We start from the raw sequence: 15168 nt of genomic DNA on the forward strand, positions 1-15168 counted from the left end.
CACAAGCGGGGGTCCTCTTTGATCTAGACCAAAGTCAGGGCAAGGTCACGCCTGATGATCGAAGATTCGCCCTTTGTCGCGGCCGCGCCGGTGCTGGTGCCGATGCCCGCCGAACGGCCCTACACCTATGCCGTGCCGCCCGGCATGCGCGTGGTGCCGGGCTCGATCGTGCGCGTGCCGCTCGGGCCGCGCCAGGTCGCGGGCATCGTCTGGGACGGCACGGTCGAGACGGTCGACGCGAAGAAACTGCGGTCGATCGAACAGGTCTTCGATTGCCCGCCGATCGACCGCGCCATGCGCCGCTTCGTCGACTGGATCGCGCAATACACGCTGTCGGCCCCGGGCATGGTGGCGCGGATGCTCCTGCGAGCTCCCGAAGCTTTCGATCCGGAGCCGTGGATCGAAGGCTTGCAGCGCACGCTGGCCGAACCGGACCGGTTGACGGATGCGCGGCGCCGCGTGCTGGAGACGGCCGAAGGCGGGCTGGCCTGGACGCGTTCGGGGCTGGCGCATGCGGCGGGAGTGTCCTCGACCGTCATCGGCGGCTTAAGGGCGCAGGGCGTGTTCGAGACGGTGATGATTCCGCCGCGCCCGGTGGTGGCCGCGCCCGATCCCGGTCATGCCGTGCCGGAATTGATGCCGGACCAGAAGGCGGCGGCGGAGAAGCTGCGCGCGGCAATCGCGGCCGATGCCTTCAACGTCACGTTGCTCGATGGTGTCACCGGATCCGGCAAGACCGAAGTCTATTTTGAAGCCGTGGCGGCGGCGCTCGACAAGGGCGGGCAGGTGCTGATCCTGCTGCCGGAAATCGCCCTCACACATGCCTTCCTCGAGCGCTTCCAGGATCGCTTCGGCGCCAAACCAGCGGAGTGGCATTCGGACCTGCCGCCCCGGATGCGCGAGCGCGTCTGGCGGCAGGTGGCGGAAGGCGGCGTGCGCGTCGTCGCTGGCGCGCGCTCGGCGCTGTTCCTGCCGTTCGAGGATCTCGGCCTGATCGTCGTCGATGAGGAGCATGATCCTGCTTACAAGCAGGAAGACCGCGTCTTCTATAATGCCAGAGACATGGCGGTGGTGCGCGGCCATATAGGCGGCTTTCCGGTCGTGCTTGCCTCGGCGACGCCGTCGGTGGAAAGCCGGGTCAACGCCAGCCAGGGCCGCTATGACCGGGTCGTGCTGTCGTCGCGTTTCGCGGAAGCAGCACTTCCCGACCTGAAGTCGATCGACATGCGGCGTTCGCCGCCGGCGCGCGGCGGCTTCCTGTCGCCTGTCCTGGTGGAGCAGATGCGGCGCACGCTGGAGAGGAAGGAGCAGTCGCTGCTCTTCCTCAACCGGCGCGGCTACGCGCCGCTGACGCTCTGCCGCGTCTGCGGCCACCGCTTCGGCTGTCCGGTCTGCTCGGCATGGCTGGTCGAGCACCGGTTTCGCGGCCAACTCGTCTGCCATCACTGCGGCCACAACGAGCGGCGGCCGGAGGCCTGCCCGGAATGCGGCACGCTGGATCATCTCGTCGCCTGCGGGCCGGGTGTCGAACGCATCGCCGAAGAAGTCGTCGGCCATTTTCCGGATGCGCGCACCATCGTGCTGTCATCCGACCTTCTGGGCGGCGTGCGCCGGCTGCGGCTCGAACTCGAGGCCGTCGCCAATGGCGAGGCCGACATCGTCATCGGCACGCAACTCGTCGCCAAGGGACACAACTTCCCGGGCATGACGCTGGTCGGCGTGGTCGACGCGGATCTGGGATTGGCCAATGGCGATCCGCGCGCCGCCGAACGAACCTTCCAACTGCTCAGCCAGGTGACGGGCCGCGCCGGTCGCACCGGCAAGAAGAGCCTCGGCCTCTTGCAAACCTACCAGCCGGACCATCCGGTGATGCGGGCGATCGTCTCCGGCGATTCGGAAGCCTTTTACGAGCGCGAGATCGCCGAGCGCGAACGCGCGGCGCTGCCGCCCTTCGGCCGGCTCGCCGGCATCATCGTCAGCGCGGCGACAAGAGGCGAGGCGGAAAGTCATGCAAGGGCATTGAGACGCTCGGCGCCGACGGCCTCCGATCTCTTCGTGCTCGGCCCGGCCGAAGCGCCGCTGTCGCTGCTCGGCGGCCGTCACCGCTTCCGCCTGCTGATCCAGGGCGAGCGGCGCGCCGACATGCAAGGCTTCATCCGCGCCATGCTGGCCGAGGGACCGAAGCTGCGGGGCTCGGTGCGGGTGCAGGTCGACATCGACCCGCAGAGCTTCCTATAAAGCCACAGTCCCAACGGAGTGCCCGTGATGAAAACCCTTGGCCTCATCGGCGGCATGAGCTGGGAATCGACGGCGATCTATTACCGCCTGCTCAACGAGATCGTGCGCGAGCGGCTGGGCGGGCTGCATTCGGCCAAGCTCTCGCTGTGGTCGTTCGATTTCGCCGAGATCGCTGAGCGGCAGCATGCGGGTGATTGGGAAGGCGCCGGCGCTCTTCTGGTCGAGGCCGCGCGCAAGCTGGAGGTAGCCGGCGCCGAGGGCCTGGTGATCTGCACCAACACCATGCACAAGCTGGCCGACGCGGTGCAGGCGGAGGTGTCGATCCCGCTCATCCACATCGCCGACGCCACGGCGCATGCGGTCGTCGATGCGGGCGTGAAGCGGCCGGCGCTGCTCGCGACCCGCTTCACAATGGAGCAGAATTTCTACAAGGGGCGGCTTGCGGACAAATACGGCCTGCAACCGATCGTGCCCGACCAAGCGGGCCGCGACATGGTGCACAAGGTGATCTATGACGAGCTCTGCCAGGGCATCGTCAAACCCGAATCGAAATCCGCCTATCTCGATGAGGTCGGCCGTATGCGGCGCACCGACCGGGTGGACGGAGTCATCATGGGCTGTACCGAGGTCACCATGCTGATCGGCCAGGGCGATTTCGACATTCCGGTGTTCGACACCACCCGCATCCACGCCGAAGCCGCGGTCGATTTCGCGCTGTCCTGATGCGCGATACCAATGTGTCCGCGTCCTCTGGCGCGTTGATTTTCCCTCGCTAGAATGCCGGTATTTCAAAACAAGAAATACGAGGGGGATTATATGGAGTTCGCGTTTCCGTGGCCGGCGAGTCAGGGCGAGTGGCTCGCGTGGTCGAGCGCCATCGTCACGCTCGCTCTCGGCCTTTTCCTCTTCCTGGCGCCGGGGCTTGCGTTTCGCGTGCTGCGCCTGCAGCCCAGGCCCGAGAAAGCGGCGGCGATCGCCGAGGGACGCGGCCGCATGTCGGGCTTCTATCTCGGCGTCAGCCTGTGCTGCATTCTTCTCGCGCAGCCGCTGCTCTACATGGCGCTCGGCTTCTCCTGGTTGTTCACCGCCTTCGGCCGGCTCTTGTCGATGATGTCGGACGGCGCCAACACCCCTTTCAACTGGGCTTCCATCGTGGTTGAATTGGCGCTGGCGGCGCTGCCGCTGGCCTTTGCCTTCGGCTTCGTGCCGTGAATTCGCGACTAATCACACGCTTAGGGTTGGCCTTCGCCGCCTGATGCGACAAAAGTGCCTGAAAAGCATGCCGGACGATGCATTGCGGTCTTAAAAAGCCTGTGCTAGACGGCAATCGACTTTCGACCGGGGATAGCGGAAGCCGCGCCTCCGTGCTTGGAAAAATGCAGTAAGGTCAAAGATTTAGCCAGAGTTTTCGCTCGCGCCAACAATCTGCGGCCTGTCAGACAAGAGAAAAGACGGTCCGTGGCCCAATCGTCATCGCCAATCTCAGCTGTCGCAGAACGCTATGCAGGCTCGCTGTTCGAGCTCGCACTGCAGGACAATTCGGTCGCCAAGGTCGAAGCCGACCTCGCCAGCTTCGAGGCGATGCTCAACGACAGCGGCGACCTCTCCCGGCTGATCAACAGCCCGGTGTTTTCCAGCGAGGACCAGGCCAGGGCCATCGCGGCCATCGCCGACAAAGCCGGGATCACCGGCCTGGTCGGCAATTTCCTGCGCGTCGTCGCCAGGAACCGCCGCCTGTTCGCGGTGCCCGGCATGATCAAGGCGTTCCGCCGGATCGCCGCCGAGCATCGCGGCGAGGCGTCCGCCGAGGTCACCTCGGCGCATGCGCTGACGGGCGCGCAGCAGACCGAGCTCAAGGCGGCGCTGAAGGGCATCGCCGGCAAGGACGTGGCCATCGCCATGACCGTCGATCCGTCGCTGCTCGGCGGGCTGATCGTCAAGATGGGCTCGCGCCAGATCGATACGTCGCTCAAAACCAAACTCAATTCGCTCAAGCTTGCACTGAAAGAGGTCGGCTGATGGACATCCGCGCCGCGGAAATTTCCGCAATTCTGAAAGACCAGATCAAGAATTTCGGCAAGGAGGCCGAGGTCTCCGAAGTCGGGCAGGTTCTGTCCGTCGGTGACGGCATCGCCCGCGTCTACGGCCTCGACAATGTCCAGGCCGGCGAAATGGTCGAGTTCCCCGGCGGCATCCGCGGCATGGCGCTCAATCTCGAAGCCGACAATGTCGGCGTCGTCATCTTCGGCAACGACCGCGACATCAAGGAAGGCGACACCGTCAAGCGCACCGGCGCCATCGTGGACGCGCCTGTCGGCATGGGCCTGCTCGGCCGTGTCGTCGACGCGCTCGGCAACCCGATCGACGGCAAGGGTCCGATCAAGGCCACCGAACGCAAGCGCGTCGACGTGAAGGCGCCCGGCATCATTCCGCGCAAGTCGGTGAACGAGCCGATGTCGACCGGCCTCAAGGCCATCGACGCGCTGATCCCGGTCGGCCGCGGCCAGCGCGAGCTGGTCATTGGCGACCGCCAGACTGGCAAGACCGCCATCATCCTCGACACGATGCTGAACCAGAAATCGGTGCACGACAACGGTCCCGAGAAGGAGAAGCTCTACTGCGTGTACGTCGCCGTCGGCCAGAAGCGTTCGACCGTGGCGCAGTTCGTGAAAGTGCTGGAAGAGCGCGGCGCGCTCGAGTATTCGATCATCGTCGCCGCCACCGCGTCCGACCCGGCGCCGATGCAGTTCCTGGCGCCGTTCACGGCGTGCACCATGGGCGAATACTTCCGCGACAGCGGCATGCATGCGCTGATCAGCTATGACGATCTGTCGAAGCAGGCCGTCGCCTATCGCCAGATGTCGCTCCTGCTGCGCCGCCCGCCGGGCCGCGAAGCCTATCCGGGCGACGTCTTCTATCTGCACTCGCGCCTGCTCGAGCGCGCCGCCAAGCTCAACGACGACAACGGTAGTGGTTCGCTGACCGCGCTGCCGATCATCGAGACGCAGGCCAACGACGTGTCGGCCTACATCCCGACCAACGTGATCTCGATCACCGACGGCCAGATCTTCCTCGAAACCAACCTGTTCTTCCAGGGCATCCGCCCGGCGGTCAACGTCGGTCTGTCGGTGTCGCGCGTCGGCTCCTCGGCGCAGATCAAGGCGATGAAGCAGGTCGCAGGCTCGATCAAGGGCGAGCTCGCGCAGTACCGCGAGATGGCGGCCTTCGCGCAGTTCGGCTCGGACCTCGACGCCGCCACGCAGCGTCTGCTCAATCGCGGTTCGCGCCTGACGGAGCTGCTCAAGCAGCCGCAGTTCTCGCCGCTCAAGACCGAAGAGCAGGTCGCGGTGATCTTCGCCGGCGTCAACGGCTACCTCGACAAGCTGCCGCTCAACCAGGTCGGCAAGTTCGAGCATGGCCTGCTCAGCCACATGCGCTCGGCCGGCAAGGACGTGCTCGACGGCATCCGCAAGGAGAAGGCGCTGTCGGACGATCTGCGCGCCAAGCTCAAGGCCGAGATTGACGCTTTCGCCAAGACCTTCGCCTAACAAGAAGCCGGACGCACGGGATCAGGTTTGAAGCATGCCTTCATTAAAAGACCTTCGTAACCGTATCGCCTCGGTCAAGGCGACGCAGAAGATCACCAAGGCGATGCAGATGGTCGCCGCGGCGAAGCTGCGTCGCGCGCAGGAAGCGGCGGAAGCGGCGCGTCCTTATTCCGAGCGCATGGGCGCGGTTCTGGCCAACATCACCCAGGCGATCGGCGGCGGTGGCGATGCCCCGGCGCTGATGACCGGTACCGGCAGGGACGACGTGCATCTGCTCATCGTCTGCACCGCCGAACGCGGCCTGTGCGGCGGCTTCAATTCGCAGATCGCGCGCCTTGCCCGCGACCACATCCGGCGGCTGCTCGCCGACGGCAAGCAGGTCAAGATCATCTGCGTCGGCAAGAAGGGTTTTGACATCCTGCGCCGCGACTACGCCTCGCTGATCCTCGAGCGCGTCGACCTGCGCGAGGTCAAGACGCTCGGCTTCGCCAATGCCGATGCGATCGCGCGCAAGGTCATCCACCTCTTCAACGAGGGCGGCTTCGACATCTGCACGCTGTTCTATTCGCAGTTCAAGTCGGTGATCAGCCAGATCCCGACGGCGCAGCAGATCATCCCGGCGGCGCAGGCTTCGGCCGCTTCCGACACCGGCAATGGCGGCGGCGCCGTCTACGAATACGAGCCGGAGCCGGGCGAGATCCTCTCCGACCTCATCCCGCGCAACATCGCGGTGCAGATCTTCCGCGCGCTGCTGGAAAACGCGGCCGGCGAGATGGGCGCCAAGATGAGCGCGATGGACAATGCGACGCGCAACGCCGGCGACATGATCAACAGGCTGTCGATCACCTACAACCGCCAGCGGCAGGCGCAGATCACCAAGGAACTGATCGAAATCATTTCGGGCGCCGAGGCGCTCTAGGCGCCGCGCGGGGATCGCACCCCGACGAGCGGCGTGAACAACGGATAGACGAAAAGGGCAAAGACGATGGCGAAAGCAGCTACCCCGAAGACCGCCAAGGCGGCACCGGCCCCCAAGGAAGCGGCAGCAGCCGCCAAGGCCGCTCCGGCGAAGAAGGCGGCCGCTCCGGCCAAGGCAGCGGCTCCCGCCAAGGCGGCAACCACCGCGGCCAAGCGCGTCGGTGCCGCCGGCAAGGTCCGCCAGGTCATCGGCGCCGTCGTCGACGTGCAGTTCGAAGATCATCTGCCGGCCATCTTGAACGCGCTGGAAACCGACAATGTCGGCAACCGCCTGGTGCTCGAAGTCGCCCAGCATCTCGGCGAGAACACCGTGCGCTGCATCGCCATGGACTCGACCGAAGGCCTGGTCCGCGGTCAGGACGTCTACGACACCGGCGCGCCGATTTCGGTTCCGGTCGGCCCGGGCATGCTCGGCCGCATCATCAACGTCATCGGCGAGCCGGTCGATGAGGAAGGCCCGGTCGACGGCGTGGAAATGCGCGCCATCCACCAGCCGGCTCCGGCCTATGTCGACCAGTCGACGGAAGCGCAGATCCTGGTTACCGGCATCAAGGTTCTCGACCTCCTCGCGCCTTATGCCCGCGGCGGCAAGATCGGCCTGTTCGGCGGCGCCGGCGTCGGCAAGACCGTGCTGATCCAGGAACTGATCAACAACGTCGCCAAGGCGCACGGCGGCTTCTCGGTGTTCGCCGGCGTCGGCGAGCGCACCCGCGAAGGCAACGACCTCTATCACGAGTTCATCGAATCGGGCGTCAACAAGAAGGGCGGCGGCCAGGGTTCGAAGGCTGCCCTGGTGTACGGCCAGATGAACGAACCGCCGGGCGCCCGCGCCCGCGTCGGCCTGACCGGCCTCACCGTCGCCGAATATTTCCGCGACCAGGGCCAGGACGTGCTGTTCTTCGTCGACAACATCTTCCGCTTCACGCAGGCGGGCTCGGAAGTGTCGGCGCTGCTCGGCCGTATTCCTTCCGCCGTGGGCTACCAGCCGACACTGGCCACCGACATGGGCGCGCTGCAGGAGCGCATCACGACGACGACCAAGGGCTCGATCACCTCGGTGCAGGCGATTTACGTGCCGGCCGACGACTTGACCGACCCGGCGCCGGCGACCTCGTTCGCCCACCTCGACGCCACGACCGTGCTCAACCGCGCGATCTCGGAAAAGGGCATCTACCCGGCCGTCGATCCGCTGGATTCCACCTCGCGCATGCTCGACCCGATGGTCGTCGGCGAGGAGCACTACCAGGTCGCCCGCCAGGTGCAGTCGATCCTGCAGCGCTACAAGTCGCTGCAGGACATCATCGCCATCCTGGGCATGGACGAGCTGTCGGAAGAAGACAAGCAGACGGTTGCCCGCGCCCGCAAGATCGAGCGCTTCCTGTCGCAGCCGTTCTTCGTCGCCGAAGTGTTCACCGGATCGCCGGGCAAGCTGGTCGACCTCGCCGACACCATCAAGGGCTTCAAGGGCCTCTGCGCCGGCGACTACGATCACCTGCCGGAAGCCGCCTTCTACATGGTCGGCGGCATGGACGAAGCGGTCGAGAAGGCGCAGCGCCTTGCGGCTGAAGCCGCCTAATTACTCATTCGATGGCGCGGGCGGTCCGTCCGCGCCATTTCGATGCAAGCGTTTGTGAGACACCATGGCTGAAGCTTTCAAGTTCGAACTGGTCTCGCCGGAGCGGCTGCTCGTCTCCGAGCAGGTCGAGTCGGTCGTCATTCCGGGCGCCGAAGGCGAGATGACGGTGATGGCGCAGCACGCTCCGGTCATGACCACCATCAAGCCCGGCGTCGTCACGGTGAAGGCCACGGGCGGCAAGGAAGACCGCTATGTCGTGTTCGGCGGTTTCGCCGACATCCTGCCGTCCGGCTGCACGCTGCTCGCCGAATCGGCCGTGCATGTGAACGACATCGACCGCGCCGACCTCGCCCGCCGCATCCAGGACGCCAAGGAAGACGCCGCCGACGCCAAGGACGACGTGGCGCGCAGCCGCGCCGAGCAGTTCCTCAGCCAGCTCACCACACTGGAAGGCGCGCTGATCCCGGCCTGATCGCGCCTATGGCACGAGATTGAAAAAGCGGGGCCTGCCCCGCTTTTTTGTTTGCCCTGATTTGTCGTTTGATAGACAGTCCGGCTGCCTTCGGGGGGTGCCGATGACGGAACAAGCGACGCAATCGGAAACGGCCTCGCGATCCATGTGGACGTCGGGCCTGATAGCGGCTTTTGGTGGGCCGTTCGCCGGCTTCCTGTGGATCGGCGCCGGCAGGCTGGCCGTCATCAGCCTTATCGCCGTCACTGCCGCCAGCATCGCGATTTGCTACGCGGGCTTCCCGGTGTTGCCGGGCATGGATCTCGCCGCGGTCGGCAGATACTCGGGCTTCGGCTTGATGATCGTCTGGGCGGCGATCGTTGCCCCCCTGGCGCGCCGATTCAAGCCGGACAAATGGTACGCGCAGGGCGTTCCGGTGTTCGTGATGGCGTTTTACGCCACCGTGGTGGCCGGGTTCATCGTCCGCACCTTTCTGTTCCAGTCCTTCTCGACGCCGGCCGGCAGCATGGTGCCGACGCTGCTCGAAGGCGACTATTTCTTCGCCGCCAAATACGCCTATGGCTATAGCCGCTACAGTGACCCTTTCGGATTGATGACTTTCGACGGCCGGGTATGGGGCGCCGAACCCCGGCGCGGGGACGTCGTGGTGTTCAAATTTCCGCCGGATCCGAGCATCGATTACATCAAGCGTGTCGTCGGCCTGCCGGGCGAAAAAATCCAGATGATCGAGGGGGTCCTGCATATCAATGGCGTGCCGGTCGGGCTCGAGGATATCGGCCCGTACGCATCGGAGGATTCGCAAACCGGCAGATTGCAGCGCGAGACCTTGCCTAACGGCGTCTCCTATTCGGTGGTCAACCTCACCGACGATGCGGTGGGGGACAACACGCGCGTCTTCGAAGTGCCCGGAGGGCATTATTTCATGCTCGGCGACAATCGCGACAATTCCTCCGACAGCCGATTTACGGTCGGTTTCGTTCCCTATGAAAATCTGGAAGGCAAAGTCGTGCGCCTGTACTGGAATTCGAGTGGGGTCGACTACGCCGCGCGGCAGGTCGTGAACAGGGCGGCTGCCAACTAGGCTCGGTCCAGAGAAAGCTGCTCGGTCAGCCTGGGGGCGGTGGTTCGTTGCCGATGCCGAGCGCGGCGAGAGCCAGCTTCGGGCCGCCCTGCTTGAAATGGACGAGGTGGGTGGCGACAAACTCGATCAGCCTCTCTCGTTCCGGATGACCCTTGGCAAAGCCGGCGAGGTCGAACACGGCTTTCGTCATCTCTTCTGTCGGAAGATTGCTGCTGAACAGGTCGCCGAGGGCGGCATCGAGCGGATCGGTGAAATGGCTTTCGGGCAAGGTCCCGCCGCGCGCGGCGCATGCGGCGATCCAGGCGGCGGCGACCAGCGAGAGATGTTCCGGCAGCAGACCCGCCTTCAGCCTCGCCAGAGCGGAGGCAACGATACGCTGCGGCAGTTTCTGGCTGCCGTCATTGGCGATCTGCGCGGTACGGTGGGCGAGTGCCGTGTTGGAAAAGCGCGCGGCGAGCTCGACCGTGTAGGCAACGGTGTCGAGCCCGGCATCCCGCGGCAGCGTCGGAACTGCCTCGGCCCAGAGCCGGTCCACGAACTGCCGGATCGACGGATCGGCAAAAGCGCGGTCGACGGTTGCGTGGCCGCTGAGCAGGCCGAGATAGGCGATGCCGGAATGCGCGCCGTTGAGCAGTCTGAGCTTCATGTCCTCGAACGGCCGCACATCCTCGACCATGGTGACGCCGAATTTCTCCCAGGCCGGCCGCCCGGCCGGAAAGCGGTCCTCGATCACCCATTGGCGAAACGGCTCGGTCATCACCGGCCAGGCATCCTCGACGCCGAGCTGTTTCGCAATGCGCGCCCGGTCGGCATCGGTGGTCGCAGGCACAATGCGGTCGACCATGGAAGATGGGAAAGCCACTTCGTCGGCGATGTGGCGTGCCAGGTCGGCGCCGCCCTGGCGGCTGTCTTGCAGTGCCGCGAATTCGATCAGCAGCCGGTGCAGCGTGGCGCCGTTGGCCGGCAGGTTGTCGCAGCACAGAACCGTGAAGGGCGGCGTGCCGGCGGCGCGGCGACGCGCCAGCGCCTCGGCGAGAAATCCGTGCGCCGTCTTCGGCGCTCGGGGGTTGGCGAGGTCATGGACAATATCGGGGTGCGCGCCGTCGAGCGTGCCGTCCGCTGCTCTCAGATAGGCCTTTTCGGTGATGGTCAGCGTGACGATGCGGATGCGTGGGTCGGTCAGCGCGGCGAGCACCGCGCCTGGCTTTTCCGGAGCAACGAACAGGGACTGGATCGAGCCGATGACCTGCAGCTGTTCGCCGGCGCTGTCTCGGATCGCCAGTGTGTAGAGCCCGTCCTGCGGTGCCAGCGCATCGCGCGTATCGGGGCTGCGCAGCGAGACGCCGACGATGCCCCAGTCGCTCTCGCCGTCGCTCAGGCAGGCGTCGACATAGGCGGTCTGGTGGGCGCGATGAAAGGCGCCGACCCCGAGATGGACGATGCCAGGCGTCATGCCGACGCGATCATAGGCCGGGACCGAAACCTCGCGTGGCAGGGATCGCAGCGTCCGCTCGGAAAGGCGGCCGCTGCTCATGGCACCAAAACGGCTGAAAGGTTTCGGTGGAGCGGCATGTCGATGTCCCGTACGATGGAGCACATGCGGCGTATCACCTGTTCCCCACCGCTGCAAGAAGGCGGCGGCCTGCCGACCGCAAGGAGCGGCGGCTTGCCGATCGCAAGAGGCGGCGGCTTGCCGATCGCGTTGACATCATTCTAGGCCGACCGTACCGATACGCAGCCCTAAGGAGTCCGGCGACACGCTTCAGGTCTTTTGCCGAGGCATGCCGTTGCCGTGGAACCGCGGCACGCTTCTGGGCGACATGCATTGGAGGAGCCGCTTTTTCGATGATCGCGCCGACCGATCCCGATCTGCTGTTTCCACCCGAGGCGAATTCGCGCACATTGGCCCGCGCCCTTTACGCCGGCGTGAAGGATCTGCCCATCGTCAGCCCGCACGGCCATACCGATCCACGCTGGTATGCGCTGAACGAGTCGTTTCCGGACCCCGCGCAGCTACTCATCGTGCCCGACCATTACATTTTCCGCATGCTGTTCAGCCAGGGGGTGCGGCTGGAAGAGCTCGGCGTGCCGATGCTCGACGGTTCGCCGGTCGAGACCGACGGTCGCGCGATCTGGCGGCGCTTCGCCGAGCATTACTATCTCTTCCGCGGCACGCCGACCCGGCTCTGGCTCGACCATGTGCTCGAACATCTGTTCGGCATCGACGAACCGCTGACCGCCGCCACCGCAGACCGTCACTACGACACCATTGCTACGCTGCTGCAGCGCGACGACTTTCGCCCGCGCGCGCTGTTCGAGCGCTTCAACATCGAGGTGATCGCCACCACCGAGGGCGCGCTCGACGACCTCAACTGGCACCGGATGATCCGCGACAGCGGCTGGAAGGGCCGCGTCGTCACCGCCTACCGACCGGATGCTGTGGTCGATCCCGATTTCGAAGGGTTTTTGGCCAATCTCGACCGGCTCGGCGACATCACCGGATGCGATACCGGCGGCTGGACCGGCTATCTCGATGCGCACCGAAAGCGGCGCGCCTATTTCAAGGAATTCGGCGCGACCTCTTCCGATCATGGCCATCCGACCGCCGAGACCGCCAACCTGTCCGATGCGGCCGCCGAGGAGCTTTTCAGCCGTGTCCGCCGCGGCTCGCAGGACGAGCGAGAACGACGACTGTTCCGCGCCCAGATGCTGACCGAGATGGCCAAGATGAGCCTGGACGACGGCTTGGTGCTGCAGATCCATCCGGGCTCCTGGCGCAATCATTCGCCGGCTGTTTTCCAGAAATTCGGCTGCGACAAGGGTTTCGATATCCCGACCCGCACCGACTATGTGACGGCGCTGAAGCCGCTGCTCGACTGCGTCGGGCTGGAGCGCGATCTCACCGTCATCCTCTTCACGCTGGACGAGACGAGCTATGCGCGCGAGCTGGCGCCGCTCGCCGGTGTCTACCCGGCGCTCAGGCTCGGTCCGGCCTGGTGGTTCCATGACAGTCCGGAAGGCATGCGCCGCTTCCGCGAGATGACCACCGAGACGGCCGGCTTCTACAACACCGTCGGCTTCAACGACGACACGCGCGCCTTTCCCTCGATCCCGGCCAGGCACGATGTTGCCCGCCGCGTCGATTGCGCCTTCCTGGCGCGGCTGGTGGCAGAGCATCGGCTGCGCGAGGACGAGGCGCATGAGCTGGCCGGGGAGTTGGCCTATACGCTCGCCAAGAAGGCCTATCGCCTGTGACGGGGCGGCGCCACATGCGAGGAACGGCCGATCCTTCGATCGGCCGCTGGCGAAGGGCAGAACGGGTTTGAGCGATCTTTCCGCCTTCAGCCTCACCGGCAAGCGCATCCTCGTCACCGGCGCCAACACCGGCATCGGCCAAGGCATCGCCCTGTCGGTCGCGCGCGCCGGCGGCGCGGTCATCGGCGTCGGCCGCTCGGCGATGGATGACACGGCCGGGAAAGTCGCGGCCGCGGGCGGCAGCTTCGAGGCAGTGAAGGCCGATCTCGGCGATCCGGCCGGGGCCGCCGCGATGCTCGACAGGGTCTGGAACGAGAGCGGCCCGCTCGACGGTTTGGTCAACAATGCCGGCATCATCCGGCGCTCCGACGCGATCGGCCTGAGCGAGGCCGATTGGGACGATGTCATCGATGTCAATCTGAAGACTGTCTTCCGGCTCTGCCAGGGTTTTGCGAGACGCGTGCTCGCTGAACCGGGACGGCGCGGCAAGATCGTCAACATCGCCTCGGTGCTCAGCTTCCAGGGCGGCATCCGCGTCGCCTCCTACACCGCCTCGAAGCACGGGGTGCTCGGCCTCACCCGGCTGCTCGCCTGCGAATGGGCGGCCAAAGGCATCAACGTCAACGGCATCGCGCCGGGCTATATCGAGACCAACAACACCGAGGCGCTGCGCGCCGATCCCGACCGCAGCGCCGCGATCCTCGGGCGCATCCCGGCCGGGCGCTGGGGCCGGCCCGAGGATATAGGCGACGCGGCGGTGTTCCTGCTGGCGCCGGCGTCGGATTACATGCATGGCGCGGTGGTGCCGGTCGACGGCGGCTGGCTGGCGCGGTGACGGTTCCCGTCAATCTCGAATGGATGTCGGACGATGACTAAGATGTTTTCCCATGCCGGCGAAAAAGCCTGGGAGCCGACGCCGGATGGCAACAAGCGGCGCGTGCTGGTGCACACGGCCGAATTGATGATGGTCGAGTTCGCCTTCGAGAAAGGCGGCGTCGGGGCGCTGCATTCGCATCCGCATGTCCAGGCAAGCTATGTCGCCGAAGGACGCTTCGAAGTCAGCATCGACGGTCGGTCGGAAATCCTCGAAACAGGCAGCAGCTTCATCGTGCCGTCCAACCTCGTGCATGGCGTCAAGGCGCTGGAGGCCGGACGCCTGGTCGACAGTTTTGCGCCTCATCGGGCCGATTTCCTCCGCTGAGGCTCCGCCGCCGGAAAGAAAAACCCGCGCCGTGAGGCGCGGGTTTGTTGCCTGGGCGCTTGTGGCGCCGCCGCGGTACTCGAAACATCGCCGCAGGAGGGTAACCGTGTCGCAACACGGTGAAGATTGGCTTAACGGTTGCGGCAGGCAGACAGGGTGTTTCACCGCTGCTGCAGCGCAAGCCGCACGCTAAGCGCGCAGTAGATGCCGCCGACCACCTTGCCCTGCCATTTGAGCACCGCCGGATTGCGGCGCAGGAAGGAGCCCAGCCCGCCCGCGCTGAGGGCGAAGACGATCGTGCTGAACAGCCCGAGCAGAACGAAGATCGCGCCGAGCATCATCAGCTGCAACACCACGAAGCCGTTTTGCGGGTGCACGAATTGCGGCAGGAAGGCGAGGAAGAACAGCGCGGTCTTCGGGTTCAGCACCTCGGTCAGGATCGCCTGCCGGAAGGCCTTACCGGCCGAGATGGGCAGCGTCCTGCCGGCCAGGTCGGCCGGCGCCTTTTCGAGGATGGCGCGGATGCCGAGGTAAACGAGATAGGCCGCGCCGACATATTTGATGACGCTGAACAGCATCGCCGAGGCGGCGATGATCGCCGAGATGCCGACAATGGCCATGACCGTGTGGATCACATCGCCGGCTGCGACACCGGCGCCGGTGGCAATGCCGACCCTGGTGCCCGAACTCGTCGCCCGCGCCACCGTAAGCAGCGTGGCCGGTCCCGGGATGAAGACGAAGCCGAGCACCACCGCGATGTAGGTGAGAAGCGTGGCCTGATCGATCATGCGAAGCTCCTTCTGCGCCGACAGTTGCCAG

14 protein-coding genes are annotated in these 15168 nt (G+C 65.6%); 12 read left to right on the forward strand and 2 right to left on the reverse strand.

The features are described from left to right. The first annotated feature begins 54 nt into the window (after positions 1–54). The 9 genes from DPM33_RS26135 (at position 55) to lepB (ending at position 9893) form a co-directional block, all read left to right on the forward strand. Positions 55–2238, forward strand: a complete 2184-nt coding sequence (locus tag DPM33_RS26135; protein ID WP_112100287.1) for a primosomal protein N' — start codon at positions 55–57, stop codon at positions 2236–2238. Positions 2239–2265: 27 nt separating this feature from the next. Then, entirely contained in the window at positions 2266–2961 is a 696-nt protein-coding gene (locus DPM33_RS26140) for an aspartate/glutamate racemase family protein (protein ID WP_112100288.1), read from the forward strand. A 93-nt stretch (positions 2962–3054) separates the two neighbouring features. Then, a complete protein-coding gene (locus DPM33_RS26145) occupies positions 3055–3450 on the forward strand; it encodes an AGROH133_08824 family phage infection protein (RefSeq protein ID WP_112100289.1) in 396 nt (131 codons plus the stop codon). Between the two features lie 246 nt (positions 3451–3696). Then, positions 3697–4257 (forward strand): F0F1 ATP synthase subunit delta, encoded by a 561-nt coding sequence (locus tag DPM33_RS26150; RefSeq protein ID WP_112100290.1) that lies wholly within the window; start codon positions 3697–3699, stop codon positions 4255–4257. Then, positions 4257–5786 (forward strand): F0F1 ATP synthase subunit alpha, encoded by a 1530-nt coding sequence (atpA, locus tag DPM33_RS26155; protein ID WP_112100291.1) that lies wholly within the window; start codon positions 4257–4259, stop codon positions 5784–5786. Before DPM33_RS26150 ends, atpA begins: the two co-directional genes overlap by 1 nt. 34 nt (positions 5787–5820) lie before the next feature. Next, positions 5821–6705, forward strand: coding sequence for a F0F1 ATP synthase subunit gamma (locus tag DPM33_RS26160; RefSeq protein ID WP_112100292.1), 885 nt, complete (start codon positions 5821–5823; stop codon positions 6703–6705). Positions 6706–6771: 66 nt separating this feature from the next. Continuing rightward, entirely contained in the window at positions 6772–8340 is a 1569-nt protein-coding gene (gene atpD / locus DPM33_RS26165) for a F0F1 ATP synthase subunit beta (protein ID WP_112100293.1), read from the forward strand. Between the two features lie 64 nt (positions 8341–8404). Further along, positions 8405–8812, forward strand: coding sequence for a F0F1 ATP synthase subunit epsilon (locus DPM33_RS26170; protein WP_112100294.1), 408 nt, complete (start codon positions 8405–8407; stop codon positions 8810–8812). Between the two features lie 103 nt (positions 8813–8915). After that, positions 8916–9893: a signal peptidase I gene (gene lepB, locus DPM33_RS37500; protein WP_281004820.1), complete on the forward strand. Its 978-nt coding sequence runs from the start codon at positions 8916–8918 to the stop codon at positions 9891–9893. A gap of 25 nt (positions 9894–9918) precedes the next feature. On the opposite strand, the gene DPM33_RS26180 is transcribed toward lepB, so the two are convergent. Continuing rightward, positions 9919–11427 carry a mannitol dehydrogenase family protein gene (locus DPM33_RS26180; RefSeq protein ID WP_112100296.1) on the reverse strand — a complete coding sequence of 503 codons (1509 nt, stop codon included), beginning with the start codon at positions 11425–11427 and terminating at the stop codon, positions 9919–9921. Positions 11428–11738: 311 nt separating this feature from the next. Here DPM33_RS26180 and uxaC point away from each other — a divergent pair, with 311 nt between their 5' ends. From uxaC to DPM33_RS26195, 3 genes are all read left to right on the forward strand, one after another. Beyond that, complete coding sequence (uxaC, locus tag DPM33_RS26185; RefSeq protein WP_112100297.1) at positions 11739–13148, forward strand: glucuronate isomerase; 1410 nt, start codon at positions 11739–11741, stop codon at positions 13146–13148. Between the two features lie 67 nt (positions 13149–13215). Beyond that, positions 13216–13983, forward strand: a complete 768-nt coding sequence (kduD, locus tag DPM33_RS26190) for a 2-dehydro-3-deoxy-D-gluconate 5-dehydrogenase KduD (protein WP_112100298.1) — start codon at positions 13216–13218, stop codon at positions 13981–13983. 33 nt (positions 13984–14016) lie between these two features. Then, positions 14017–14349: a cupin domain-containing protein gene (locus DPM33_RS26195; RefSeq protein WP_112100299.1), complete on the forward strand. Its 333-nt coding sequence runs from the start codon at positions 14017–14019 to the stop codon at positions 14347–14349. A gap of 161 nt (positions 14350–14510) precedes the next feature. On the opposite strand, the gene DPM33_RS26200 is transcribed toward DPM33_RS26195, so the two are convergent. After that, positions 14511–15137: a LysE family translocator gene (locus tag DPM33_RS26200; RefSeq protein ID WP_112100373.1), complete on the reverse strand. Its 627-nt coding sequence runs from the start codon at positions 15135–15137 to the stop codon at positions 14511–14513. Positions 15138–15168: the final 31 nt, after the last annotated feature.

This window comes from Mesorhizobium hawassense, from assembly GCF_003289945.1.
In the GTDB taxonomy this organism is placed as follows: domain Bacteria; phylum Pseudomonadota; class Alphaproteobacteria; order Rhizobiales; family Rhizobiaceae; genus Mesorhizobium; species Mesorhizobium hawassense.

Excerpts from the sequence above, each read along its gene's own strand:
- DPM33_RS26135 (WP_112100287.1), top strand. The coding sequence starts at position 55 with ATGATCGAAGATTCGCCCTTTGTCGCGGCCGCGCCGGTGCTGGTGCCG.
- DPM33_RS26140 (WP_112100288.1), top strand. The coding sequence starts at position 2,266 with ATGAAAACCCTTGGCCTCATCGGCGGCATGAGCTGGGAATCGACGGCG.
- DPM33_RS26145 (WP_112100289.1), top strand. The coding sequence starts at position 3,055 with ATGGAGTTCGCGTTTCCGTGGCCGGCGAGTCAGGGCGAGTGGCTCGCG.
- atpA (WP_112100291.1), top strand. The coding sequence starts at position 4,257 with ATGGACATCCGCGCCGCGGAAATTTCCGCAATTCTGAAAGACCAGATC.
- DPM33_RS26160 (WP_112100292.1), top strand. The coding sequence starts at position 5,821 with ATGCCTTCATTAAAAGACCTTCGTAACCGTATCGCCTCGGTCAAGGCG.
- atpD (WP_112100293.1), top strand. The coding sequence starts at position 6,772 with ATGGCGAAAGCAGCTACCCCGAAGACCGCCAAGGCGGCACCGGCCCCC.
- DPM33_RS26170 (WP_112100294.1), top strand. The coding sequence starts at position 8,405 with ATGGCTGAAGCTTTCAAGTTCGAACTGGTCTCGCCGGAGCGGCTGCTC.
- lepB (WP_281004820.1), top strand. The coding sequence starts at position 8,916 with ATGACGGAACAAGCGACGCAATCGGAAACGGCCTCGCGATCCATGTGG.
- DPM33_RS26180 (WP_112100296.1), bottom strand. The coding sequence starts at position 11,427 with ATGAGCAGCGGCCGCCTTTCCGAGCGGACGCTGCGATCCCTGCCACGC.
- uxaC (WP_112100297.1), top strand. The coding sequence starts at position 11,739 with ATGATCGCGCCGACCGATCCCGATCTGCTGTTTCCACCCGAGGCGAAT.
- DPM33_RS26195 (WP_112100299.1), top strand. The coding sequence starts at position 14,017 with ATGACTAAGATGTTTTCCCATGCCGGCGAAAAAGCCTGGGAGCCGACG.
- DPM33_RS26200 (WP_112100373.1), bottom strand. The coding sequence starts at position 15,137 with ATGATCGATCAGGCCACGCTTCTCACCTACATCGCGGTGGTGCTCGGC.